Origin of the sequence: Cohnella sp. CFH 77786 (genome assembly GCF_019400745.1) — a bacterium.
In the GTDB taxonomy this organism is placed as follows: Bacteria; Bacillota; Bacilli; order Paenibacillales; family Paenibacillaceae; genus Cohnella.
Map to the genome: position 1 here is coordinate 48,800 of NZ_WJIB01000015.1, position 25,529 is coordinate 74,328.

The 25,529-nt window shown below is 58.4% G+C and carries 23 protein-coding genes; 3 read left to right on the plus strand and 20 right to left on the minus strand.

All coding sequences use genetic code 11. The annotated features are described in order from the left end of the window. Positions 1 to 87: 87 nt before the first annotated feature. The 20 genes from GE107_RS20190 to GE107_RS20285 form a co-directional block, all read right to left on the minus strand. A complete protein-coding gene (locus GE107_RS20190) occupies positions 88 to 1,251 on the minus strand; it encodes a glycosyltransferase family 4 protein (RefSeq protein WP_219641964.1) in 1,164 nt (387 codons plus the stop codon). Positions 1,252 to 1,261: 10 nt separating this feature from the next. Next, complete coding sequence (locus GE107_RS20195) at positions 1,262 to 2,386, minus strand: hypothetical protein (protein ID WP_219641967.1); 1,125 nt, start codon at positions 2,384 to 2,386, stop codon at positions 1,262 to 1,264. 63 nt (positions 2,387 to 2,449) lie between these two features. Next, complete coding sequence (locus GE107_RS20200; protein WP_219641968.1) at positions 2,450 to 3,379, minus strand: glycosyltransferase family 8 protein; 930 nt, start codon at positions 3,377 to 3,379, stop codon at positions 2,450 to 2,452. Then, entirely contained in the window at positions 3,376 to 4,371 is a 996-nt protein-coding gene (locus tag GE107_RS20205) for a hypothetical protein (RefSeq protein ID WP_219641969.1), read from the minus strand. The genes GE107_RS20200 and GE107_RS20205 overlap by 4 nt, the downstream gene beginning before the upstream one ends. Continuing rightward, complete coding sequence (locus tag GE107_RS20210) at positions 4,346 to 5,503, minus strand: glycosyltransferase family 4 protein (RefSeq protein ID WP_219641972.1); 1,158 nt, start codon at positions 5,501 to 5,503, stop codon at positions 4,346 to 4,348. The genes GE107_RS20205 and GE107_RS20210 overlap by 26 nt, the downstream gene beginning before the upstream one ends. Then, on the minus strand, positions 5,500 to 6,024 hold the full coding sequence (locus GE107_RS20215) for a VanZ family protein (protein WP_219641975.1): 525 nt from the start codon (positions 6,022 to 6,024) through the stop codon (positions 5,500 to 5,502). The genes GE107_RS20210 and GE107_RS20215 overlap by 4 nt, the downstream gene beginning before the upstream one ends. A gap of 1 nt (position 6,025) precedes the next feature. Next, a complete protein-coding gene (gene pseI / locus GE107_RS20220; RefSeq protein ID WP_219641978.1) occupies positions 6,026 to 7,075 on the minus strand; it encodes a pseudaminic acid synthase in 1,050 nt (349 codons plus the stop codon). Beyond that, positions 7,076 to 7,735, minus strand: a complete 660-nt coding sequence (locus GE107_RS20225; RefSeq protein ID WP_219641981.1) for a formyltransferase family protein — start codon at positions 7,733 to 7,735, stop codon at positions 7,076 to 7,078. Continuing rightward, positions 7,732 to 8,847, minus strand: a complete 1,116-nt coding sequence (gene pseG, locus GE107_RS20230) for a UDP-2,4-diacetamido-2,4,6-trideoxy-beta-L-altropyranose hydrolase (RefSeq protein ID WP_219641984.1) — start codon at positions 8,845 to 8,847, stop codon at positions 7,732 to 7,734. The genes GE107_RS20225 and pseG overlap by 4 nt, the downstream gene beginning before the upstream one ends. Further along, positions 8,844 to 10,019, minus strand: a complete 1,176-nt coding sequence (gene pseC, locus GE107_RS20235) for a UDP-4-amino-4,6-dideoxy-N-acetyl-beta-L-altrosamine transaminase (RefSeq protein WP_219641987.1) — start codon at positions 10,017 to 10,019, stop codon at positions 8,844 to 8,846. Before pseC ends, pseG begins: the two co-directional genes overlap by 4 nt. Then, positions 10,016 to 10,993 (minus strand): UDP-N-acetylglucosamine 4,6-dehydratase (inverting), encoded by a 978-nt coding sequence (gene pseB / locus GE107_RS20240; RefSeq protein WP_219641992.1) that lies wholly within the window; start codon positions 10,991 to 10,993, stop codon positions 10,016 to 10,018. Before pseB ends, pseC begins: the two co-directional genes overlap by 4 nt. A gap of 282 nt (positions 10,994 to 11,275) precedes the next feature. Then, positions 11,276 to 12,676, minus strand: coding sequence for a hypothetical protein (locus GE107_RS20245; RefSeq protein WP_219641996.1), 1,401 nt, complete (start codon positions 12,674 to 12,676; stop codon positions 11,276 to 11,278). A 40-nt stretch (positions 12,677 to 12,716) separates the two neighbouring features. Next, positions 12,717 to 13,370, minus strand: coding sequence for a CpsD/CapB family tyrosine-protein kinase (locus tag GE107_RS20250; protein ID WP_219641998.1), 654 nt, complete (start codon positions 13,368 to 13,370; stop codon positions 12,717 to 12,719). Beyond that, a complete protein-coding gene (locus GE107_RS20255; RefSeq protein WP_219642001.1) occupies positions 13,351 to 14,112 on the minus strand; it encodes a YveK family protein in 762 nt (253 codons plus the stop codon). The genes GE107_RS20250 and GE107_RS20255 overlap by 20 nt, the downstream gene beginning before the upstream one ends. Positions 14,113 to 14,197: 85 nt before the next feature. Continuing rightward, positions 14,198 to 15,853, minus strand: a complete 1,656-nt coding sequence (locus GE107_RS20260) for a pectate lyase family protein (RefSeq protein WP_219642004.1) — start codon at positions 15,851 to 15,853, stop codon at positions 14,198 to 14,200. A 171-nt stretch (positions 15,854 to 16,024) separates the two neighbouring features. Further along, positions 16,025 to 17,632, minus strand: a complete 1,608-nt coding sequence (locus GE107_RS20265; protein ID WP_219642006.1) for a hypothetical protein — start codon at positions 17,630 to 17,632, stop codon at positions 16,025 to 16,027. Further along, positions 17,619 to 17,780: a hypothetical protein gene (locus GE107_RS20270; protein WP_219642009.1), complete on the minus strand. Its 162-nt coding sequence runs from the start codon at positions 17,778 to 17,780 to the stop codon at positions 17,619 to 17,621. Before GE107_RS20270 ends, GE107_RS20265 begins: the two co-directional genes overlap by 14 nt. Positions 17,781 to 17,965: 185 nt before the next feature. Beyond that, positions 17,966 to 19,255, minus strand: a complete 1,290-nt coding sequence (locus GE107_RS20275) for an aminotransferase class III-fold pyridoxal phosphate-dependent enzyme (protein ID WP_219642014.1) — start codon at positions 19,253 to 19,255, stop codon at positions 17,966 to 17,968. A 39-nt stretch (positions 19,256 to 19,294) separates the two neighbouring features. Next, entirely contained in the window at positions 19,295 to 20,185 is an 891-nt protein-coding gene (locus GE107_RS20280; protein ID WP_219642018.1) for an aldo/keto reductase, read from the minus strand. 43 nt (positions 20,186 to 20,228) lie between these two features. Beyond that, on the minus strand, positions 20,229 to 21,005 hold the full coding sequence (locus GE107_RS20285) for a cytidylyltransferase domain-containing protein (protein WP_219642021.1): 777 nt from the start codon (positions 21,003 to 21,005) through the stop codon (positions 20,229 to 20,231). A 128-nt stretch (positions 21,006 to 21,133) separates the two neighbouring features. Between GE107_RS20285 and GE107_RS20290 the strand changes: the two genes are divergently transcribed. The 3 genes from GE107_RS20290 to GE107_RS20300 are packed head-to-tail and all read left to right on the plus strand — an operon-like array spanning position 21,134 to position 25,343. Next, the gene (locus GE107_RS20290) at positions 21,134 to 22,441 is read left to right on the plus strand and encodes a DUF4910 domain-containing protein (protein ID WP_219642023.1); all 1,308 of its coding nucleotides are present in this window, start codon (positions 21,134 to 21,136) and stop codon (positions 22,439 to 22,441) included. After that, entirely contained in the window at positions 22,438 to 24,021 is a 1,584-nt protein-coding gene (locus tag GE107_RS20295; protein WP_219642025.1) for a hypothetical protein, read from the plus strand. The genes GE107_RS20290 and GE107_RS20295 overlap by 4 nt, the downstream gene beginning before the upstream one ends. 14 nt (positions 24,022 to 24,035) lie before the next feature. Further along, positions 24,036 to 25,343, plus strand: a complete 1,308-nt coding sequence (locus GE107_RS20300) for a DUF4910 domain-containing protein (protein ID WP_219642029.1) — start codon at positions 24,036 to 24,038, stop codon at positions 25,341 to 25,343. The last annotated feature ends 186 nt before the right edge of the window (positions 25,344 to 25,529 follow it).

Below are 25,529 nucleotides of genomic sequence, written 5' to 3' on the forward strand. Positions count from 1 at the left end.
CAATCAGTAGCAATCATTTTCTTTTCACTTTACGATACATTATGTATCAATGTCAAGCGCACGGGGGCCTTTGTCGCCGAGCGCCTCTTAACGAGCGGCGTACTTCGCCAACATTTCCTCGTAGAGCGCGGTGGTCCGCTCCACGTAACGCTCTTTCGTGAAATCCCGCAAAAACACTTCCCGCGCTCGTTCGCCAATGGCACGGTAATCCTGGGCCAACATGCCGACCACCGCTTCCCTGAGCGCCTCCGCATTCCCAGGAGGGACGAGAACTCCGCTGCCTTCGCGAACCATTTCCGGCACCCCCCCGACATCGGTGGCGACGACCGGGAGTCCGGCGCTCATCCCTTCCAGAATGACAGTCGGAAAGATATCGTATATAGAAGGCAGAACAAGCAGATCGCTTTGCCGCAGGAGCTCAGGCACGTCTCTCCGCAAGCCGAGCATGAACACCGTATCCTGAAGCCCCGATTTTTCCACCTGAACACGCAGCTTCTCCTTATACGGCTTCTCATACTCAAACGCGACGTCCCCGACGATGACGACTTTGATATGGGGATGCGAGGTCTTCCATCGTGCGGCCGCTTCGATCAGATACTCCAAACCTTTCATCGGCGACAACCGGGCCACGGCGATCGCGATGCGGGCTTCCACAGGCAAACCAATTTGGCGCTTCAAATCAAAGGCAGTCTCCGTCATAGCGCTCGGGGGACGGGCATCGATGCCGTTATAGATTTTGACCAGCTTGGAGGATTCCCGGTTAAACCAGCGGAACATGATTTTGCTTCGCTCGCAAAGCACGATGACCTTATCGTTGAGCACGTGATCTAGCCATCCTACCGCACGGTAGGCGAAGAGCGGCTTGCGGGCGAGCTCGTGCACGGTCTGGATCGTCGGAATGCCCAGCCATTTGCCCACCGCGTTGGCTCCGATGACTTCCATTTTGTGCGAGTGGATGAGGTCGATCCTGTGCTCCTTCACGATACGGCGGATCGCCCGGAGGGAACGAAACAGAAGCGCCAGATTACGGAAGTAGTAGCCCGCATCCGTCGGTTTGCCGAATACGGCGAGCGGACCGAACAGCACCCTTGCGCCAACCGCCTCGTACTTTTCCACGTAGGGAGACGGTGCGGACAGCAGGACGAAGGAACGGTATTTGTCCCGATCCAATCCCTGGATCAGTTGAAGCAGCACCGAGTCGACCCCGCCGACCTGGCTAGCGTACGGTTGAATGAACAAGATGTTCTTCATGGGTGCCTCCTTATACGGTTTGGAACGCGATCTGATGGCGTTTGGCCAGTTCGACGAAACGGTGCGCGATCATTTTGACGTCGTCCTGCATCTTCAGGCTCTCGAAAATGTAAATGTCCATGCTGTTGTCCGATTTGCACAAATCGTACAAATTCAGAATCGCGGTGCTGCCGAAAGAGAACAGGTTGATTTTCCGAAGATTGTTTTTCAGGATCACGAGATATAGCAGTTCACTGGGCAGTTTCTTCGGCAGCGTCAGGATCTGTCCCGGAACGGCCTCGATGGACTTCTTCTCCCCGGGGTGCTGCTTGATGAACATCGGGATGTCCCGCCGGCCGATCGCCTCGTCGACTTTGCCTTTCATTTCCCATATATACGGCTCACGGTTCGGAACTTCGTCGAGAAAAGGATCGGTCAGCACGACGGAAATCGTATCCAGGCCGGCGACCTGGCGGTCGATCTCGCGGAGCTCCGGGTAAATCCGGTAGCATTCCTCCACGATCCGGGGAATCCCGAGAAATTGGTTGAAATCGAGCGGAAGCCCCCGCGTTTTCTTGCGGATCGGGTTGCGGGCATCGGAGGTGATGAGTCCCGGCCGCTGCAGCCAGACGGAGTCGATCCACTTCAAGCTGCCGAAATAGCCCCCGGGAAGCCCGAACCAGGGAGCGACCCGCTTCAGCAGGCGCATATGCCAGCTGGAGTGGGTGCTGTTGTTGATATAGTTGCCGAAGCCTTCCTCGTAGAGGTAAGCGCGTTTGTTTTCGCTGCCGAACTTGCGCATGATCGCGTATTCGACGGCGACGAAATCATGGGCGACGAACACCTCGGAGTAAGGCGAGATATCGGAAAGAACGGGCGGCAGCCTTTTCCGCCAATTGTGGTAGAAGAAATATTTTCGAAGCGGATGGAGCGACAGCTTGTATTCGTCCAGCATGCCGTCGTCGATGTACATGACCTTCTTCCATACGCCGGTCCCCTTCACCTTGCGGGCAAATTCGGCAGCTTCGAAGAAGTGGTTCAGAATGACGATGTCGCATTGGTCATACTGCATTCCTTCCTTGATCAGCCGGGCAATCAGGTATTGATACGGTTTCGTGCATACGAACAGGATTTTGTGACCCGCCCTCTTTTTCACCGGTCTCTAGCTCCTCTACGATAACTTAGGAGTTTCCTCGATTCCCGGGACTCCTTCCCCCTGTCATCGGAACCTGTACCTTCTTACGAAGGAGAGCAACGCATCGGGAAGAAGCAGCCGGGCCCACTTCTTGAACATGAGCTTAAGGCCGAATGCCGGCTTGAAATGCTTCCATTCCGTCAAGGACAAGTAGCGGTAATATTCCTTCTTGTAAGGATGGGCATTGTCGTAATGCCAAGGCTTGGAGTTGCCGGTAAAATGCACGATGGACGGGTTTTTTACCGCTTGTTTGAACATTCCGATCTTGTCGGGAGGAGCGTCTATTCGGCCGAACATGTTGCGCTGCACGTTCCATTTCGGATGTAAATGCAGCCATCTTCCGTGCAGTACCGCGTTTAAGCCGTCCTGATCATGGTAATGCATGCGGTGGGGGTTCTCCCGGACGAACCGGAACACCCGGTTCGACACGTCCTCGTCCCGCCACTTGGGCAGATTGATGAGCAGAACTCCCGAATTGAAATAGGCCGACCCTTCCGGGATACACAGATCAGCCAACCGAAACGCGCCGCCCAGGTCTTCTACCGCGCCAATGGGATGGTCGCCGATCGGCACCAGCAGCATTTGGGAAATGTCGTCCCGGACGATCAGATCGCAATCGAGGTAGATGACTTTCTCCACCGGTTCGTCCCGCAGCATCTCCGGAATGACCAGGCGGTAATAGCTTGCTTGGGTAATATGCCTGCCCTCCGCGATGAACAAATCGTTAAAGTGCTCCCTCTCGACCTTCAGAAACTTGATTTCCCCGCCGTGCCGCTGAACCGAACGCGTCAGCAGCAGCCGGTTCTCCGGCGTGATATCCCCATCTGCGACGTAGAAACGGCATTTCCATCCGGGGGCCAGGTTGACGAGGAGGGATACGAACGCGACAGCCAGATGCTGGGCATAGAGGTTGTCCGCGGCGCCAATGATACAGATCGTTTGCAATTCGCTCATCTCGGTCCGTCCTTTGCTCGCTTGTCGGATTTCAGCAGCTTGCGGTATACCAGATTCCGGACACTCCGTATGAATCCGCTCCCTCTTTTACGGGAAATGCCCACGGTGCGGGCGAGGTATTCCCGATGCACGCCGGGCCTCCCGTCCCAGAAAAGCGAGCGGGGACGAATCGCGTCCCTGTACAAATTCCGAATGCCCGTATTGGATTCGTTGGGCAAGTGCCAGACGGTCAGGAACAGATCGTCTTTCCTTGCGTTCCCGTCCGATCTCGTCCGAATCCGGCGGATGAAAGGATTCGCCGTTCGAGGATGGCTGCCGAGTTTGTGATAGACGAAACTGAGCATGTGGGATTCGTCTGCCAGTCTCGGACGGTTCGCACGGAACCGTTCCAAGGACGCGGACCAAACGCGGTCCAGCTCCGGAACGACTCTGCGGATCTCCCGTAAGGTAGCGGCGATACACTCGCTCCCGCAATACTCCGGCGGCAACGGCACCGGCTCTCCCAGCATCTCTTCGTAGATGACTCTCATCTGAAGGCGGCTTAATCCGTTCACCTGCACATCCGGATCGTCCGCATCTTCCACCGCCATCGTGAGCAATCCGTACCGCTCCAGCTGGGAATCGATGATGGAAGCGGGACGGATCCAGACGCAATCGGGACGCAAAACGACGTATTTGGCGGTTTCGTCGGTTTCCGTCTCGCAGATCCGCTTGATGACGTCGAACAGGTATACCGGATTTTTCCGCATGCCGTGAAAGCCGAACGGTGTCCGATAGGTCAGGGGAACCCGTTCGATCCGCACCTTCAGCTTGTCTCTGAGGAAGCCTTCGAGGTCGAATCCCCGGATGGACGGAACCTGGGCCGCGCTCGTGAAAAGGATGTGGCCGGCCATCGGATTCTGGCGTCGGCTCGTGGCAAAGAAGACGGCGGCGCATTGCCAATCCGTCTCCCGGAAGATCTCCTCCTCATGAATCCAGGTGCAGATATTCACGGGCGGGAACCCCTCCTTCTCCCTGCCAAGCCTCCAGGATCCGCAAGTGCCGTTCCACCATCCGTTCCATGGAATACCGGGAGGAGATCTCCTTGCTTCCGCAGGAGAACCGTTCCCGCAGCCCGCGATCCATGACGAGGCGCTTTAACCGGGCGGCCAGGTTCTCCGTATCGTCTACCCCGATGACGAAACCGTTCTCCCCCTCCCGCACGAGATCGGAAGCCGCGCCCGCCCGGTACGTCGTGACGATCGGCAAGCCGAACGCCGCCGCTTCGTTGAAGACAAGCCCCCATACGTCATAGCGGGTAGGCAGCACGAAGACGTCAGCCAGCTTCCAGTAGGACAGCAGCTCTTCCTTCTGCATGAAGCTCTTCAAGGTGACGCCCCGAATCCCCTCCTCCCGGATGATCCGCTCGTAGAGCGCTTTGTCCGGTCCCCCGCCGATCAGAAGCAGGCTCACCTCCGCGTCCGGAAGCTCCCGCTGCAGCTTGGCGAACGCCTTCAGCAGCACGTCGAAGCCTTTGCGGGGAACGAACTGGCCGACGCCGAGCAGAACGATGTCCTTCAGGTTGTCCCTTCGCTTCAGAATTGCCTTCTCTTCCGGGGATAAAGGCTCCAAATCCCGTTCGCTCAGGATCGTCGAAGACAACGGATACTCGTAGATTCGGTCGGCGGCAGCGCCATAATGGAGAAGGTAGCGCGTGCAACTGCTCCCCGAGGAGAGCCACGCGCGGGCGCTGGAGATCAGATACGTCTTCAGCTTCCGCTGCAGCCAACGGTCATTGCCCGGGAAGCCTCCATCCGAATTCAGGATGAACGGCTTACGGCGCAGCTTCAGCCAATGGATCGCGAGAATTTCCGTGGGCGAACTGTAGCATCCCATGATATAGACGTCGAACGGCTCCGCGTTCAGTTCCCGGATCACCGACCAGTTGAGATGCTTATCCAGTCCGAACGTCCTGCCCTTCAGGAACTTGTAGCGGAAATGGCGGCCCAGCCCTTCGATCTCCCATTCCCGGTTGGCCTCGTTCCTCGCTTCGAACCAGACCGTCAGCTCGCAATGCTTACCCAGTTCATTGAAGAAGTCGATCCGGTATGGAGACGGAATATTGGTCAGGAACAGCACTTTCATCCCATTCTCTCCCTTCCGTTGGCAGTCCGGATCACTCTTCCCAGCGAGCTGCCCATTCGAATCGCCAACATCGTCAGCAGAATCCCGAGGCATGCGCCCGCCGTATCGAGCAGGACGTCCTCGAAGAGCGGCCTTCTTCCGTCGACGAACGATTGGCGGTATTCGTCGGCTGCCGCGAACGCGAAGCACAGCAGGATTCCCGCAGGCGGAAGCCATTTGCGCTTGCGAAAGACGGCTCGCAGCAGAAGCATCAGCATGGAACCGAGAATCGCGTACTCCGTCACGTGGGCCGCTTTGCGAATGAAAAATTCGGCAAACGTGAGGCTCCCCATTTCGCGGATGTTGACCCGGAGCCCGGCATAAGAAAAGTCCACCCATCCGAAATCGCGTTCCAGCTTCTCGGCTGTCACGATGCGCCTCAGCCAAGGTTGGATGTTCTGCTGTTTGAACGGCTGGGAGGAGAACAGGAAGATCACGGCCGCCCAAGCAAGCATAATGGCCCCGATTACGATTTTCGCCATGCTACAGCAGATCCCAGCTGACGGGCGTTCCCGCCTTCAGAGGGCGGGAGGCGGTCCGCCCCAGGAACATGCCCAGGTATTTGGGAGACAGACCGTATCCCGGCCGGATAATCCGGATGTTGTCTTCGCTGAGCGTTTCCCCCGGCTGGACGTCTCGGCTGATATAGAGGGATCGCCTGAACTTCAAGGACTGCCGGTCCTTCTCGGTCAATCCGTATGAGATGCCTCCCAGCGCCTGCCATGCCCGTTCCGATTCCGACACGAGCTGCTTCATCTCGGCGGGCTCCAGCGAGAACGCCGCGTCCACGCCGCCGTCTGCTCGGGACAACGTGAAGTGCTTCTCGATCACCGTGGCGCCTAGCGCGACGCTGGCGATCGGGACGCCGATGCCTATCGTATGATCGGAAAGACCGACCTCGCAGCCGAACAGATGGCGCAGGTGGGGAATCGTGTTGAGATGGCTGTCGGCGGGCGATGCGGGGTAATGGCTCGTGCATTTGAGCAGAATCAGATCGCGGCATCCCGTTTCCCGAGCGGCGCCCACCGCTTCCTCCAGTTCCGCGATCGTAGCCAAGCCGGTCGAGATGATGAGGGGCTTGCCCGTCGAGGCCGCGCGCCGGATCAGCGGCAAATCGTTGTTCTCGAAAGAAGCGATTTTGTAGAACGGTACGTCAAGCTCTTCGAGGAAATCGACGGCGTCCGGGTGGAACGGGGTGCTGAACGGAATGAGGCCTCTTTCCCGGCAGCGGTCGAAGATCGGCTTATGCCATTCCCATGGCGTATAAGCCTGCTCGTACAGCCGGTAGAGGGATTGCCCTTTCCAGAGGCTGTTCGGATCCCCGATGAAGAAATCGCCGTCTTCCAGGTCGAGCGTCATCAGGTCCGCCCGGTACGTCTGCAGCTTCAACGCGTGAGCGCCCGAATCGGCAGCCGCGTCGACGATCCGCAGGGCGGTGTCAAGCGATTGGTTGTGGTTCCCGGACATCTCCGCGATGATGAACGGGGCGTGGCCCGTTCCGATCTTGCGGTGTCCCAGCTGAATGTCGCGCAATCATGTCACCTTCTTTTTCTCGACTTTCACCACGAAGGTGTCGCCGTCCAATTCGAAATAACAAGGGTACCTCTCGTTATCCGCCACGCGCAGCAGCCGGAACTGCTCCCGGATCGACAGGTCGGGATTCAGCCGGCTGTCGGTGGGCGTGCGCCGCGGGTAAAACGTCGGTTCGCCTTGCTGCGGCACCGCCTCGTCCAGAATGCCCGGGTAGCGCTGCAAGAACTCCTCGCACAGCTCGAACGTCACGCGGCCAAGCTCCCGGCGCATTTCGCCGATGAGCTCGGTGCCCCGGAACGAGAGAGTCTTCTTCAAATAGATCGGGCCGCTGTCCACCCGCTCCGCCGCCTCGAAAAGGCAGACGGGGATGTCGCTTTTCCCTTCGAGAATTTGCCACGTCAGGGGCGACCAGCCTTTGCCCTGGGGCAGGTTGCTGGCATGCACGACCAGGTTGCGGGTATGAAGGGCGAGAACGGCAGGGGAAACGATTTGCTCGCAGCCCAAGTAGAAGGCAATGTCGCCGCTCGGCATGTCCCGGATATCATGGATCCAGACAATGTCTTCCGAGAGCGGCTTCAGCTTGGGCAGCCACGCCGGAAGAAACTCGTTGATCCAGTTCCTGCGGTCGGATACGACCGTGATATTCCCGAACTTCTTCATGGTTCCAGCTCCTTTGCGATTCTATCGGCCCCTAGCCCGTCGGTCAGTTCCATCGCCCTGGCGGACATCCACAGCACCCGCTGCGAATGCTGGCGCATCGTGAGGACCGCCTCCCGGATGAGCGCCGGATCGACCTCCTCCGATCGGCCCAGCCAGCGGACGGCGCCGGCTTGGGCCGCCCGTTCGGTCAGCGTCTCCTGATTGGCGGCGGTCGTGACGATCAGCGCGGGCAAGCCAAGGCAGCAGCGCTCCCACGTCGACGATCCGCCCGCGCCGATTGCCGCGTCTGCCTTCAACATCAGCGGAGCAACCCTCTCCGCGTGGCGGTGGAAGCGGACGTTCGGCAAGGACGCGCACAGATCGGCGATTTTCCCGGCGTCCCGATTGGCTCCTCCGGCCAGCACCGTGATTTCCAACCCGGCTTCCGCCAAGGGAGCCAGCGCCGTGAGCGTTTTGCTTGTCTCCCCGGTCCGGTCGACTCCGCCGAACGAAATGAGCACCCTCCGGATGCTGCCGTCGCGGCGGACGAGGGGGCGGCTCTCCGCGAATTCTTCCCGGAGCAGCGCATAGCGGGGACCGATCAGGAGCCGGGTCCCGGGCTCTACGAGATCGCGGTAGCGGAAGCCCGTTTCCGCGTCCAGGTTCTGATCCAGAAGCACGTCGCACAGATGCGGACGATCAGCCAGATCGTCGATGACCATCAGCTTCTTGACGTACGGTCGAACTTTCTCTTCATAACGGCGGTCCAGCGCGTAATGGTCGACGACGAGCCAGTCCGCGGGCTCCGGCCGTCCCCGCCGCTTGGTCAGCGCCTCGATGGTCTGCTCCGCGTCAAACGTCCAATGCGCGCCCAGCCAATGCGCATGGGCAGGAAGCGCTTCTTCCATTGTTTCCGTACGCGCCTCCGCCTCCGGACTTGAGGCTCGGGGAAACGCATCCACCTCGTATCCTCGCCCGCGAATATACGGGATCATGCTCCCGTCATGCTCCCGGCACAGAAAAACGACGTCGGCGCCATGCCGGGCGCGGAGCCGGTCCGCCAGGGTCAGGCAGCGCATGACATGGCCCGAACCGATGTCCCGGGAGGCGTCGGCGCGGATGTACACTTTCATTTTGCGACTCTCTCTCTCACGCACTCCCCGACGACCTTGCGGAACGCGTGGATGACGTCCTCGATGTCTTCGTCCGTCATGGCGGGGAACAGAGGGAGCGTCATGACCCGCTCGTAGAACAGTTCGGCGTTCGGGCACAGCCCCGGCTCGTATCCAAGGCGCCGGTAGTAAGGATGAAGGTAAACCGGTATGTAGTGCAGGTTGACCCCGATATTCTCGGCGTGCATCCGCTCGAAAATCTCGTCGCGTCCGAGCCGCAGCCGGTCCAGCCGGAGCTGGACGACGTACAGATGCCAGCTGGATTCTCCTTCCCCATCCTGGTAGGGAAGGATGACCTCCTCCATGTCGCGGAACGCTTCGTTGTAGCGCCCCGCAATCTCCCGGCGGCGCTCGACGAACCGGTCCAGCTTGCCCAGCTGGCTGACGGCGAGCGCCGCCTGGAAATCGGTCAACCGGTAGTTGTAGCCAAGCTCCTGCATTTCGTAGTACCAGGCGCCGGGTCTCACCCGTTCCAGCTGATCGAGATCGCGGACGATGCCGTGGCTGCGGAAACGGATCAGCTTGCGCCAGTGGTCTTCGTTGTCCGTCGTGATGATTCCGCCTTCCCCGGACGTGACGTGCTTCACGGGATGGAGGCTGAACATCGTCATGTCGCTGATGGAGCCGACCTTCTCGCCGCGGTAACTCGCCCCCAGCGCATGCGCCGCGTCCTCGATGAGGACAAGCCCCCGTTCGGAAGCGATCCGCCGCAGTGCGGCTAGATTCGCCGGCTGGCCGGTGAAATCGACGGCAATGATCGCTTTCGTCCGGTCGGTCACGAGCTTCTCGACTTCGGCCGGATCCAGGTTGTACGTCCGATCGTCGATGTCCGCGAACACGGGCGTACCGTTCTGGTACAGCACGCAGTTCGCGCTGGCCGCGAACGTCATCGGCGAGGTGATGACCTCGTCGCCCTCTCCGATCCCGGCCGCGCAGCAGGCGGCATGAAGCGCCGCCGTACCATTGGCGAAAGCCACCGCGTAGCGCGCTCCGACGATTCTGGCCATCTTGCTTTCCAGCTCTGGAACGAGCGGGCCGGTCGTCAGATAGTCGCCCTTCAGGATCTTCGTAACGGCTTCGATATCCCGATCGTCGATCCATTGGCGTGCGTATGGGAGGTAGGAAGCCCTCATGCGTATTCACCCAGGTATTGGCGGATTTCCTCGTCGGTCAGCCAGCGGTCGTTCGTGTGGCTGCAATAGCTGAAACGTTCGTCCAGCGGCCTGCCGCCGTAGCCTTCCGGGTCGTCATCCATCCATCCGTGGTACTCGGGTTTGATGACGTAGTAGTCGTCGAACTCGACCGTTTTCCTGGCGTCGTCTTCCGTAATCATCGCCTCGTGCAGCTTCTCCCCCGGCCGGATCCCGACGATTTCCATTTCGCAATCGGGCGCGATGACGTGGGCCAAATCGACGATTTTGACGCTCGGGATTTTCGGGACGAAGATTTCCCCGCCCTTCATGCGTCCGAGGTTATCGAGAACGAACTGCACGCCCTGGTCGAGCGTGATCCAGAAACGGGTCATCCGCTCGTCCGTGATCGGCACTTTGCCGGTTTTCCGGACTTTGTGGAAGAAAGGAATCACGCTGCCTCGGCTGCCGGCCACGTTGCCGTAGCGAACGACGGAGAACCGGGTCGGCTTGTCCCCGACGTAAGCGTTGGCTGCGACGAACAGCTTGTCGGATGCGAGCTTCGTCGCGCCGTACAGGTTAATCGGATTCGCGGCCTTGTCCGTGCTGAGCGCGATCACCCGTTTCACGCCCCGGTTGATCGCCGCGTCGATTACGTTCTGAGCGCCAAGGATGTTGGTCCGGACGGCTTCGATCGGGTTATACTCGCAGGCGGTCACATGCTTCAGCGCCGCTGCGTGGACCACGATGTCGACCCCGTCGAACGCCCGGTTCAGCCGTTCCGCGTCCCTCACGTCACCGATGAAGAACCGCATTCTCTCATCCGTGAACTCTTGACTCATCTCGTATTGCTTGAGCTCGTCCCGGCTGAATACGATGATTTTCCGAACGTCCATCTCCAGCACTTTCTTCACGAATTTCCTGCCGAACGAACCGGTCCCCCCGGTCACCAATACCACTTTTCCATGGACATCCATCCGAATCTTCCTTCCCCGACTATGGTCCTATCAGATACGTTTTGTAGTGACGTTTGATAATAATGATACATTTAGTAGCATTTTACGTCAACCCATTTTACTACAAAATGTATCACCGCAGCATGGTCCCATTTGTTTTTCGTGTCATATAGGTTTATAGACCCATTTTCAGGACCGCACGCAAACTTGCCCTTCCAACAAAAACAAGAGGCCGATACATGATCGACCTCTTCTTCTCTATGTCCGACTCCGCGATTTATGTTCTATGAACATCGTTTCCGTTCAATGCTCCGGCCTGAAGCGGATCAACTTGTCCTTCAACATGACGAATTGGGGCTTCAATCGGAGCCGGAACAGAATGACGATCCACATCGGAAGCACGGCGAACTGGAAGGAAAGCTTCAGCAGCACGGACAAGCCCCCCCTGTTCAATTGAATCATGACGAAAGGGATAACGGCGGCGAAGATGATTTGTCCGACCATTCCGTTTCGGGCCAGCGTATTCTGGAGTTTGCCTTGCAGCGCTTTGGCCGTAAAACCCAAAAGGAACGCGAACAGGATGACCGAAACCGCTCCTCCGTTTACATACAGTTCCGTAAGCAGATGCGCCGTACCGACCGGCTTCAAATTTTCGATGGACTCGTATTGGACTACGAAGCGCTCGAAAAACTGGAAATCTTCTTTATTGGGCAAAATTAGTGAAGGGATTTGCTCGAACAACGGGTCGATAAGCGTCTTGCCGTATAAGAAAGATACGGTATGTTCTTTGAACAAGTCCAAACATTTGAGAAAACTGATATAGTTGAACGTCGTCTCGTAGAAGTAAAACTCCAGAGGGGCTTTGAAAAGAGACAATACGTTGACCGAAGAGTCTCCGCCTCCCCGGACCATCCCGATGAAACCGAACAACAGCAAGAACATTCCGCCCAACAGCAGCTCCCTCCCCTTTACGGTTCTCTGGGGGTTCGTGAATTTGTGCAATAACCACAATTCCAGAATAAACGTAAGGGTTAACTGCCGGATCCCGAGCGGGAACAGGGGCAAGTGGATCATCCCGGAGAGCGCCAAATACCGCTTGTCAAACCGGGTCATCCTGAGCAGAATTAAGATGCCGATATCGACCGCGTAAACCGCCGTAAACAGAAATACGTAACCGGAGTTATCCAGGTCGTAACCAATGGAGACCGCACTCAAGTAATCGATTTTGTACATCCCCAGAAGGTAGAGACCGAGCGAACCTAGGAGCCAGAAATGGATGAAGTGCTTCGAGTAGAAATAATCGTAGCCGATTCCTTCGGGATCCGGAGCCGGCGCGGCTTCGCGTTTCGGCTTTTTCGGGGAATCCGGAAGGAAGAGATAGTAGGCGAAATAGAACGAGGCAAGGAACAAGGCGCAGTAAAACACGGACTCGCAAACCGTGACGGCGTCATAAACTTCATTGTAGTACATTTTCGTCCCTAGAAACGCTTCAAGTCCTCCATCGGTTAACGAATACAAGGGGATCCCGGCGGAATAAGCGACAAAAGACCAGCCGACGATTTTGTCCCATGTCAGCCCTTTCGAAGTGACGAACAAATTGGAAAACCCAATCAATAGATAGCAGACATAAACGGTCGTCAAATCGATCTTCAGGTAAAACTTCTGTTGGATGCAGAGCGCCGTTAAGAGGATCAATGCGAACATGGCGATGAGATAAAATCCTTTGGCACGGTTTCCCATTCGCTCAGGACCTTTTTCGTTTCAAATTGTTCAGCACGACTCCCAGCACTCTTGCTTTGGCATGGCCGAAATATTGCATCGCTTTTTGCGCGGAGGCATGCTTCGTTTTTCCTTCATTCAGGACGAGGATCACCCCGTCGCAAAACGAAGCGACGATCAACCCGTCCGCAACGGCAAGCACCGGAGGCGTGTCGAAAAGAATGACGTCAAAATGCTGTTTGAACTCATCCAGCATGCTCCTCATTTTCCGGGAGCTTAGAACGTCAGCGGGATTGGCCGGAAGCGTGCCGGTCGTCATGACGTTCAAACCGGGCGTGCTCGTCTCTTGTACATAAGACAACGAAGGCCGCTCACCAATCAGAGCATCGCTTAACCCGGAGCGGTTCGGAATCATGAACATTTGATGCAGGGAAGGTTTCCGTAAATCCCCGTCGATTAGCAGCGTCTTCTTGCCTTCTTGCGCGAAGGAAACGGCCAAGTTCGCGGCCGTCGTCGTCCTTCCGTCCCCGGAGTGGGTCGAAGAAACGGCCAGCGTTCGGATGGGCTGATCGATCGCCGCGAATTGCACGTTGGTTCGGAGCGTCCGATAGGTTTCGGATACGGGAGAAGAAGGGTTAAACTGGGCGACCAGCTTCGGTTTAATGGTTTGCCGTGACATAGGTTTGTTCACCTGCTTTATGCGAAGGTTGGGACGGTTTGCTCGCGGCCGACTCCTTGAGCCGGAGATCGGCGGCCCGGATAAAACGGACCCGGGCAAAGACGGGGAGACCTAGAATCCGTTCCACATCCGCTTCAGACTTGTATGTATCGTCCAAATAATCGAGCAGAAACGCCAAACCTGCGGACAATACGGCCGATACCACGACGGCGATGACGATGTTGACGATCGGACTCGGAGACAGGTCATCGGGAACGTCGTTCGGATCGGCCTCGTTCAGCAAGGTCACGTTATTCACCTTCATAATGGCCGGAATTTCGTTCTTGAACGTCATGGCGATGGCGTTCGCGATTCGGACCGCGTTGCGGTAGTCGCTGTCCGTCGCGCGAATCGTCATCACCTGGGAATTCGGGACGGATTCAATCTGCACCTTGCCGGACAGATCTTTTCCGGCCAAGCCAAGGTCGGGAATCGAGGCGGCCGCTTTGTTCAGAATCGCCTTGGAAACGATGATCTCTTTATAGGAATCCATGAGCGCGATGTTCGTACTGATGGTACTCATGTCCAAAGTTGCTCCGTCCTTGCCTTCGTTCCCGTTAATCAGCAAATCCGCCTGCGCTTGGTACGACGGAGTCATCCCGTACACGCTGAAAACGCCCGCCAGAACGGATCCGATCGCCATTATCCCTAACATCATCCACATCCGTCTGCGTAAAACTTGGAAAGCACTGTACATTTCCATCCGTTGAACCTCCGTTGACATGATCCGGAATGTATCAATCCTTACGTCCACTATATGTTACAATCTGTATCATGTCAACATGTATTTACAGTCCCATACCGTGAACGGGCGTAATCGTCACGCTTGCGGATTCTACATCCGCGCGCGGGCAGTTGAAGACGATCGTCACCTTCGTATTCGTATAAGACTGAGGCTGATCGGAGCTCCCTGTAAGGCCCGTTCCCCAGTGAACGGATGTGACGTTGCAGTTATCCCTGAAATCATGCCCGCCGCCGAAGCTGTCCTTGACCGAAAATCCGAGCCGTTTGACGACGCCTGAACCCGCATTGCCGCCCACGCAGGTGACGAGCGCCATCGAAAGACACTTGAATCCCGTGCTCGGTTCGCTCCCCGGCGCAGAGGTGATCACCCACATCGCGAAGCCAAGCTGCCGGTGCTCTTGCTCGTTCTGCCCGGTCAGCTGCTGAATGTCGACCGTCACTTTGGCTTTCCCCGTTCCGGCCGCCTCGGGCTGCAGCGGCCGCCCGCTGAAGCCGAACGTTCTGCGGAACCGGCGGTCCCCGGTATCATAAAAGCGGTCCAATCGGGGATCGATGCGGTCGTAAGCCGGATTATGGATGACGGAATCGTCGAAATCGATGCTGATGTAGGGCGTATAGGGAATCGAGCCGGGATTGAACGAGCGATCGCACGACACGATGCCGTTCACCAAATCTTTAAAACCGAAGCAGTTGCGGATGCTGATCCGATTCGGCAAGTCGAACAGGACGATGTTCGAATCCCGCGCCGTTCCCGCGGAGGCGACCAGGGAGTTCTGGATGACGATCAGGTTGCCTTCATTGCGCGCCAATTCCAGGTCGGCGCCCGCGTAATTGAAGACGATCGGATAACCGCCGCCGCCCTCCCCTCCGAAGCGGGCGCCGTCGATGAAGAGGCCGTGCTGGCCGACCGTTTTTTCGTAATTGTCGATCCACCGGGGGTCCGCTCCCGCCTGCGGAGCGAGCGGCACGAACACCCCGCCTTTGATATTCAGATGTCCCTCATTGTAAATCGCCGCGCCGTTCCAACCGCTGTGGGTAATCCAGCAATTTTCCAAAGTCGCCATGTCGCAAAAGTTTCTCAAGAACACATCGGTTCTCCAACCCTTGCAATTATTGACGGATAGAACCGTGCTGCGGCTTGCGTCGAAAGAAACCGTATCCACGCCTGTCCTGCACGAATGGAAATCGAGATTTTCCAATACGATCATGGATACATCGATGTCTCCGGTACTCAGTTCCAAGGCGGTCGAGTAGCCGACGAACGTCAAGTTTCTAGCCTCGAATTGTCCCGCCTCTCCCGCCGCGGTAAAACACTTATACGACTTGTTCGGGTTAGAGGCAATGAGCAAGGCGCGCCCCTCGCCTTCGAGAACGATGCCCTTGTAGAGCGGAATCGGCGAGCTTGTCCGATAGAAGGCCGACTTGAAAAACACTGTCGTCTTGGATTCGTAGTAAAGGCTCTTTCCGACGCTATTGCTTCCCACTTTCATGTTTCGGGCATATTCGATCGCGCGGCGGATCCGTCCGGTATCGTCCGTTTCCCCGGTCAATCTCGGAAAGTCCTCTACGCTGACGCCTCCGGGCGTTTTTGCCATGGCCGGTTTGTTCAGCATGCCTCCGGACAATAGACCGACTCCTGCGGCGATGAGCCCGAACAGAAACTTCTTTCTTCCGATTTTCGGCCCTGTTTGGTGATCCATGGTACCCTCCTGACAAATGTTTACTTGAATGATACATTTAGTATCATTCTTAGTCAATGTTGTCACCCTCCGTGTGTTCTCCTGTTTTCCTAATAGACAAAAAAGGAAAGACGATCCGTGAGCGAATCGCCTTTCCTTGCGGCCTTGTTGACCTCGTTCACGTACCGCCTTCTATAACCCTAAGCCATGAACGGGCGTAATCGTCACGCTCGCGGATTGAACATCCGTACGCGGGCAGTTGAAGACAATGGTCACCTTCGTATTCGCAGAAGCCTTCGGCTGGTCGACGCTTCCCGTGTTGCCCGTTCCCCAATGAACGGATGTCACGTTGCAGTTATCCGCGAACGAGTTTCCCCCCGTAAAGGTGTCTTTGACCGAAAAGGCGAGCCGCTTCACGACGCCTGCGCCCGCATTGCCGCCGACGCAAGTGACTAGCGCCATTGAGAGGCACTTGAAACCCGTATCCGGTGAACTGCCCGGAGCCGAGGTGACCACCCACATCGCGAAGCCAAGCTGCCGATGCTCCTCCGCGTTCTGTCCGGTTAATTGCTGGATGTCGACCGTCACTTTCGCTTTCCCCGTTCCGGCTGCCACAGGCTGCATCTGTCGCCCGCTAAAGCCGAACGTTCTGCGGAACCGGCGATCCCCGGTCTCGTAAAAACGGTCCAATCGGGGATCTATTCGCCTGTAAGCCGGATTATGAAAGACTGAATCGTCGAAATCGATGCTGATGTAAGGCGAGTAGGGAATCGTATCGGGATTAAACGAGGGGTCGCAGGACACAATGCCGTTCAGCAAGTCTTTAAAACCGAAACAGTTGCGGATGCTGATCCGGTTCGGCAGGTTAAACAGGACGATAGTGGAGTCCCGCGCCGTTCCCACGGATACGAGAAGCGAGTTCTGAATCGTGATCAGGTTGCCCTCGTTTCGCGCCAGATTCAGGTCCGCGCCCGCGTAGTTAAAGACGATCGGATATCCGCCGCCGCCCTCTCCGCCGAAGCGCGCGCCGTCGATGAAGAGGCCATGCTGCCCGGCCGTATTCTCATAATTGTCGATCCATCGGGGGTCCGCTCCCGTCTGCGGCGTGAGCGGTACGAACACTCCGCCCTTGATGTTCAAATGTCCTTCATTGTAAATCGCCGCGCCATTCCATCCGCTGTGGGTGATCCAGCAATCCTCCACCGTCGCCATATCGCAAAAATTCTTCAAAAATACGTCGGTTCTCCAACTCCTGCAATTGGAAATCGATAATACCGTGCTGCGGCTGGCGGTAAACGAGACCGTATCCACCCCTGTCTTGCACATATGGAAATCGAGGTTTTCTAGATCGATCATGGAGACGTCTACGTTTCCGGTACTCAGCTCCAAGGCGGTCGAGTAACCGATAAACGTCAGGTTCCTGGCCTCGAACTGCCCTGCCTCTCCCGCGGCCGTAAAACACTTGAACGACTGGTTCGGATTGACGGCAAGCAGCAGCGCACGCCCTTCGCCTTCGAGAGCGACTCCTTTATAGAGCGGAATCGGCGCGCTTGTACGATAGAAGGCCGACTTAAAAATCACTTTCGTTTTGGATTCGTAGTAGAGACTGTTGCCGACGCTGTTGCTTCCTACTTTCAAATCCCTGGCGTATTCGATCGCGCGCCGGATGCGTCCGGTATCGTCCGCTTCGCCCTCCAATCTCGGGAAATCCTCGACGATGACGCCTACGGCTTCCTTTAAGGCCTCGAACGATCCCGGGACTGCCGAAATGGTTGCTTTTTCTTCTTTAGATCGCGACACCGCAGATCCCCTCCCCTCTAACCGAACACCCGGGTTCCGATTGGATTACGTTTTGCGCTTCGATTTTTAGAGCATTGCCGCCTGCAGCTTGTATCGGAATCGGATTGTCGGTGTCTTCCGTAATGTCGCCGCTAATGGTGACTTTCATAACGATGACACCTCCGTAAATATTTCTTATTACAAAATATTCAGAGATTCTGGAATTGCTCCCCCTAGTTGTCCCGCTAGGTGAAACCACCTGAGCACAAACAAGCCGGGGCCGCGAATCCCGCGGCTCCGGCTGTTGAACGGCGATCGTCAATTCGATTGTTCCATACTGATGTCCGGGAAATCTTACCGCACCCTAAACAACGGCTCCAGCGGCTTGCAGCGCAGGCGCTTCTCCAAATCCCCGCGGATCAGCGCGGTTTCCAGCTCCTGCAGCACTTCGTCATAGGCGAGCAAGAGCCTGGCCGCGTCCTCTTCCGTATGAGAATAGCTCATGTTATGGGAGCCGAGGATGAGAATCCCCCTGGCCAGCATCTCCTGCAAGAAGAAGGTTTTGATCTCCCATGAGCTGTACCGCCCGCTGTCCCGGATGCCCAGGAACGACCAGGCCGGGTTGCCCGAGACGGTCAGCACGGATTCGAGTCCGTAGAGTCCGATCATCGACCGGATGCCGTCCATGATCCGGCGTCCCAGGCGTTGGATCGTGCTGACGACGGGGTAGGTCTCAAGCTTGCGCAGCGTAGCGAGCGCGGCGGCCAGGGAGAGCGTCTCCCCTCCGAACGTGAACGAGAAGAAGATGTCTTCCATGACCATCATGATTTCGCGTTTCCCGACGATCGCCGAAATCGGGTAACCGTTCCCCATGCCCTTGCCGAACGTGGCCAAATCCGGCGTCACGCCGAACAGCCGCTGCGCCCCTCCGATGTCGTACCGAAAACCGGTGACCGTCTCGTCGAAAATGAGAACCGTCCCATGCTTGCGGCACAGGGCCTGGATGCCGTGGAGGAACTCCGGCGTAGGCTCGGTCGTATTCATCGGCTCCAGGATGACCGCGGCGAACTCTGCCGGGTAATCCCGGAAGAGTTGCTCGAGCGTATCGAGCCGGTTGAAGACGAACGGGTGGGTCAACTCGCGTACGGCCTGGGGAACCCCGAGATGGCGTGCCGTCGATCCGATGTACCAATCCTGCCAGCCGTGGTACCCGCACACCGCCACGCGCTCCCGCGACGTGTAAGCCCGGGCCAGCCGGACCGCGCCGGCCGTGGCGTCGGAGCCGTTCTTGCCGAACCGGACCATCTCCGCGCACGGGATCAGCTCCGTCAGCTTCTCCGCCACCTGCATTTCGAGCCGGTGCGGCAGGCTGAAGGAGACGCCGCTCTCCATCTGCCGTTTGACCGCCTCGTCGACGTCGGGATCGCGGTATCCGAGCAGAACGGCGCCCAGGCCGTTCACGAAATCGATGTACTCGTTTCCGTCCGCGTCCCACACCCGGCTGCCGAGCCCTTTTTCGATGAAATAGGGAGAGACGCCGTACGGATATTGGGTTTTGCTTTTGCTGAACGTTTGGCTGCCGAGCGGAATCGTGTGCAAGGCCCGTTCCAGCAGTCTTTCCGATTGGAGGTAACGCGCAGTCATCGGATTCACCTGATTTCTTGGGATAGGATGGGGAAGAACTTACAGCTTCCATTGAGACGGATTCAGCAGGCCGGGGTCATGGGCGGCGAAGGGCGCGAAGTCGGTTGCGCGTCCCCCGCCCCCGCCGTCCAAAGCGCGTACAAGCTGGAGAAGCTGGGCGCGGTCGTTGACCCCGCAGACGATCGTATCCACTTCCGACAACCCGTTCACGTAAGTTAAAGCCGCTTCCACCGGGTCGATTCCCCGGCGGCGGAGAAACAGCCGGTACCCTTCCAGGTGCGGGGCGTACGGGCGGAAATAGGCGGGCACTTCTTCCTCGTTCATCAGCAGCAGGCCTTGCAGGAACACCGACCTGGCGTGCACTTCCACGCCTCGCGCCTTGCATGCCGCGAGAGCGCCGCTGCGGACCAGCCGCTGGTCGAAAATATTGACGGGAGCCTGCAGCAGCTGTATCGGATAGCGCTCCGTCAGCCCCGCGACATCGTCCTCGGCATAGACGGACACGCCGACCTTCTCCACTCGTCCCCTGCGCCGGCACTCGAGCAGCCATTCCATGACCTCGCCGCTCCGCGGCGACAGCAGGTCACCCGCCCGATGCAGCAGCAAACCGTATACGGAAGGCTGGCGGAGCCGGGAGAGAGACCGTTCCAGCATGCGGTCGGCCGACGCCGGATCGAACGTTCCGTCTTCTCGCAAGAGCGACGGCACCTTCGTCACGATGTCGAAGCCGTGCGACCGAGGGAGCTGACTGCCGAGCACCTCCTCGCTCTCCCCGTAGATGACGGCCGTGTCGAGCACCCGGATCCCGCGCTCCGCAGCCGCTTCGAGAATGGCCCGGACTTCGCCCGGAGCCGTCTGCCCTTGCCGGTTGGATACGCCGTACGGCATGCCGAATTGCACGGTGCCGAGTCCCAGCTTCGTTCGATTCATGGGGGCCTCTCCTTCAATAGAAGATACGAGCTCGTGGAAACGCTTATCGAACCTTGCGGTCCGCCTGCAGCGACCGCAGCGCTCCTTCGTTGCGGACGATGCCTTCGTTCACCGCCGTCAAATCCGAATTCCGTTCGAGGAGACCGAGCCATCCGCGGAACGCGACTTGCTTGGGCTCCATGCCCTCTTCGGCCGCCAGGCGGACGAGCGAGGACAGGAACGCCCAGTCCTTCTCTTCGTCCAGCGTCCATCGGTGATGCGAATAATCAAGGTCGCTCCGGACATGGTCCTGCGGAAACAGCTCCGGATGATTCCGCATGAACGGCGTGACATGCTCCCGCTCGGACGACCATTCGGCTTGCCGCCAAGCCTGGTACAGCGCCTCGAGCGTAAACACCTCGACATCAAGCCCGTCCGGATAAGTCGGAGGCTGGATGTTGGAGACATACCGGAGCTCCGGCTGCCCGTCCAAGAACTTCCGGACCGTCTCGTCCACCAGCTCCGGATCGATCAGCGGGCAATCCCCGGTCACGCGGACGACGGCGTCGGTACGGACGGCCCTTGCGGCCCGGTAATAACGATCCAGCACGTCGTGTTCGCTGCCGCGGAAGACATGGATGCCCAGCCGGTTCAACTTATCCGCCAGCACGTCGTCGGATGGGGAATCCCCGGTCGCGACCACGATCTCGTCCAGCAGCTTGCAGCGGGACAGCCGCTCGCAGATCCACGCAATGACCGGCGTCCCGCCGAGTTCCCGCAGCACTTTGCCCGGCAACCGGGTAGAGCCCATGCGCGCCTGCACGATGGCGGCGATTCTCATTTCGTCTGCCTCCCGTAACCCGAAAAGTGGATTGACTCGCGTCAGAGATTAGTATAAAGTAAATGCAGGAATGATACAATATGTAACACATTTGATGAAAAAAGTATACTAAATGGAGCGTGACGGCGTTGGACGCGGCACAGCGCAAGGAACGAATGAAAACGCTGATCGACCGGTATTACCGGCTGAACCGGGTGTCCGTCTCGGACGAAACGAGCCGGTTCGTACGGGAACTCGCGGAGGGGCTGCAGGCAGACGTTTTGTCCCTTCCCTCAGGCACCCGCTGCCTGACGTGGACGATTCCGCGCAAATGGGCGGTTCGCGAAGCTTATATCGAAACGATGGGCGGCGAACGCATTGCCGACTATACCCGGCATCCGATGTATTTGCATTCCTATTCCGCCCCGTTCTCCGGCATCGTCTCGCGCGAAGAGCTCATGGAGCACATCACGACCCATCCGTCTTGGGAGGACCGCCTCATTTACCAGAACCGATGGCAATACCGCCGGGAGCACACCCAATGGGCGTTCAGCGTGCCGGCAACGGTCGTGAAGGAAATGAAGGACGAGGCCTACCGCGTCCATATCGATGTGACCTTCGAAGACGGGACGCTCGACGTGATCGATTGGATTCTGCCTGGGGAAACCGAAGAAACGGTGTTCTTCGCCGCCCACACCTGCCATCCGGGCCAGGTGAACGACGGCATCGCCTGCCTGGCCGTGCTGGTCGAGCTGTTCCGTTACCTCCAGACGCTCCCACGGCGCAAATATACTTACCGGCTCATTCTCGGACCGGAGTATTTCGCCGCCGCCGCCGTGCTGGCGCATGGCAAGAACGTGCGAAGCCTCCGTTACGGCTACTACCTCGACATGGCGGCGAATCTGCTGCCCATGAGCTTCTCCCGCTCCTTCGCGGGCAACACCTATGCCGACCGCGTCGCGCGCAGCGTGCTGCAGGGCTATGAAGCCGGAAGGCTCGACACGCCTTACCGCAGTCTGTACGGCAACGACGAAATGTTCTACGACGGCCCCGGTTTCGAGATCCCGACCGTCTGCCTCAGCCGGCATCCTTATCCCTACTACCACACGGATTGGGATGATCTGGAGCACTGCGATTTCGAAGGCCTGGAAGAAACGTACCGGATCCTCGTCGACATCGTCTCCACGTACGAGTCGGACTGCGTGCCGGTCCGCCTGTACGAAGGACCGCTGTATTTGAGCGGCTACGACCTGTACATCGATCCGCTTCAGGATCCCAAGGGCTACGGCGCCCTTCAGGCGATCCAAATCTACATGAACGGCGAGAGAAGCCTGCTGGACATCGCCGAGAAGGCGGACGTTTCCTTCGCGTTCGTTCACCGATTCTTCGCCGATCTGCGCAAGCACGGATTGGCCATCGAGCGGGAATCCCGCGTTCTGGAGGAGATCGAATCGTGAGAAGTTATCAGAGCCATCTGCAGCAGACTTCGGCGGCGAATGCCGCTGCCGTCGCGCGCAAGCCGACCTTCCGTTCGTCGGCGATTTTCCCGGTCTTCCATCTCAAAGGCGTCCGTACGAGGATCGCCTTCCTCGGCTATTGGATGATCAAACGGAGCATCCCGGAAATCCATTCCGTCGTGACGCTGCGCTCGATTCACGGCACGGTGCTGTGCCGGACGTCCGAGCGGATCACCGAAGCGAAGGCTTACCGCGTGGAAGCGGAAGACCTGCTCGCCGAGGCGGGCATGAACACGGAAGCCGAATTCACCGGCAGCCTGGAGATCGAATTCTATTCCTCCCGCGATCTCGTGTACCCGTACCCGGCGGTCGTCGTCCAATATTACGGACCCGAATTCGGCACCGTCGTGCATACGGCGCAGCGGGTGTTCAACGATGCCGAAGACCGCAACGCGAATTTGGAATCGGTCGTTCCGGAAGCCGGATTCAACGTATACGCGGACGAGGACCGCGAGCCGTTCTTCGCGTTCGTGAACGGCTGCGACCCCGTCCGCGGCGGCCGGATCGCGATGAAATTCTACAACAGCAAACGCGAGACGCTCGAGTGCCTCATTCCGTTGTCGCAGCTGCTGCCGTACGAGACGACGGTCGTCCATCCGGACCGGCACGTCGACCTGCAGAGCTTCCTGGACGGCAAGCCGGGGACGGCCCAAATCCAGTTCGACGTTTCCTGGGTGTTCCCGCGGATCATCGCCGGCAACGTCCAGCGGTCGCGGCAAGGGATCAGCGTGACCCACACCTATTACGACACCTCCGGCAGCTCGGGAGAAGAAGACTATTGGAAGGACACACCCGAGGGCTGGGTGCCGGCGAGCCTCTACGTGCCGCTGTCCGTCTCCGGCGACCGGTACACGAATATCAATTTCTATCCGATCTACTCTCCTTCCGAACTGGAAATCGACGTCGAGCTTTACGAAGAGGACGGAACGCTGATCGGCACCCTTCGGAACGTGCATCGGATCGCGCCGGTCTACCGGGGACTTCACACGCTGGAGCTCAAGCCCCTGGCCGCCCGCCTGGGCGCGGACCCGAACCGGACGGCCGGGGCCAACCTGGTCGCCCGCACCGTCCGCGGCAGCCGGCTCCCTGCCCGCCTGAAGATCGGCCTGGACTACGGCATGGGCGGACATGCGCTTCCCTGCAACATTTGCAAAACGATGGACGTAGCCAATCCCGCCCTGGAAAACAAGAAAAGCTCGTTCCATTGGGCGCCCGTTCTGGCCGACCAGGCGGACGCCGTCGTTTGGCTCGTGAACAGCGCCCCGATACATCCCTACGTCCGGAAGGCCGAAGTCACGCTGACGTTCTACCGGGAGCAGGACACGGCTGCGCTGACCCGCACTGTCGAACTGCAGCCGAACGGCATCCACGCCCTCCGGCTGAGCGAGTTGGCGGAGCTGCGCGAGTTTTTCGGAGGACGGATGGGCTGGTACACGTGCGTGTCCTCCAATCCCCATGTGAAAAGCTATTACTTGAGCGAAAGCCCGTCGGGGATCGTCGGCGGGGACCACGATTTCTAACGGGAGGACCCGCCATGTGGATGGAATTGTTTGACCGGCTGTTTCCGATCTGCCGGAGCATTACGGGCAATGGCGTGCGCGAGACGCTTCGGATATTGAACGAGTACGCGCCGATCCGGCAGCGGGAATTCCCGACCGGGACCGTATGCTTCGACTGGGAGGTTCCGAAGGAATGGAACGTCCGGGACGCTTACGTGAAGGACGGCCAAGGCCGGACGATGATCGATTTCAAAGCGAACAACCTCCACCTGATGGGCTATAGCAAGCCTTTCCGGGGATACGTGTCCCGGGAGGAGCTTCTGGCGCATTTGTACACGAAGCCCGATCTGCCGGACGCCATCCCGTACGTCATGTCCTACTACCGGGAGGACTGGGGGTTCTGCGTGGAGCATCGGCGGCTTCCCGAATTTACCGACGACTGGTACGAGGTGGTGATCGACGCCGACCTGGAAGACGGGTACATGACGATCGGCGAAGGGGTGATCCCCGGGGCGACGGACCGCGAGATTCTGCTGTCGACGTATGTCTGCCATCCGTCCATGGCGATCAACGAGTTATCCGGACCGCTCGTGCAGACAATGGTGTACCGCGCGCTCAAGGACCGCAAGGATTTGAAATACACCTACCGGTTCCTCTACGTGCCGGAAACGATCGGTTCCTTACTCTATCTGAGCCGGCATGGAGAAGAATTGAAGGAGAAGGTGGAGGCCGGCTACGTCGTCACCTGCGTCGGCCACGGCGAAAGCTTCACGTACAAGAAGAGCAAACGGGGAGATACGCTCGCGGACAAAGCCGCGCTCCATGTCCTGAAGCAATCGGGCAAGCCTTACAAGATCGTGGAATGGAACCCGTTCGGCAGCGACGAGCGTCAATACTGCAGCGAGGGCTTCCGGCTTCCGGTCGGCAGCCTCATGCGCACGATGTACGGGGAATACCCGGAGTATCACACCTCGCTGGACAACCGTTCGCTCATTTCCGAACAGGTGCTGCAAGAAACGGCCGACATGTACCTGGCGATCATCGAAACGCTGGAAGCGAACGAAACGTACGTCTGCACGCACGTCCACGGCGAGCCGAAGCTGGACAAGCGCGGACTCTATCCGTACACCGGGGGCACCCGCACCCCCGAGCAGAAGCTGCGGATTCTCCAGACCACCCACCTCATCGCCTTCAGCGACGGCCGCCGCGACCTGATGGACATCGCGGAAACGTTGAACCTGACGGGCAAGGACCTGCGGGAAACCGCCCTGCTGCTTGAGCAGCACGGTTTGCTTCGCAACGTGCGCTCGCCCGAGCTGCAGCTGGCGGGCGAACCGGTGTAACAGTAACCCGTAGACTGGTCAGCCTTGAACGGATCAAAAATGGCGTGAAGAAGGGATTATGGCCGCCGGGCCTGTGGAATAGCCCCGATATTCGGGGCTTTTTTCCGTTCCGGACGGGCGAAGGGCTGCGATTTGAAATGAATCGTTGAGGAGTGGGCAAAAGCGGGCCTGTGGTGCGCTATTTCG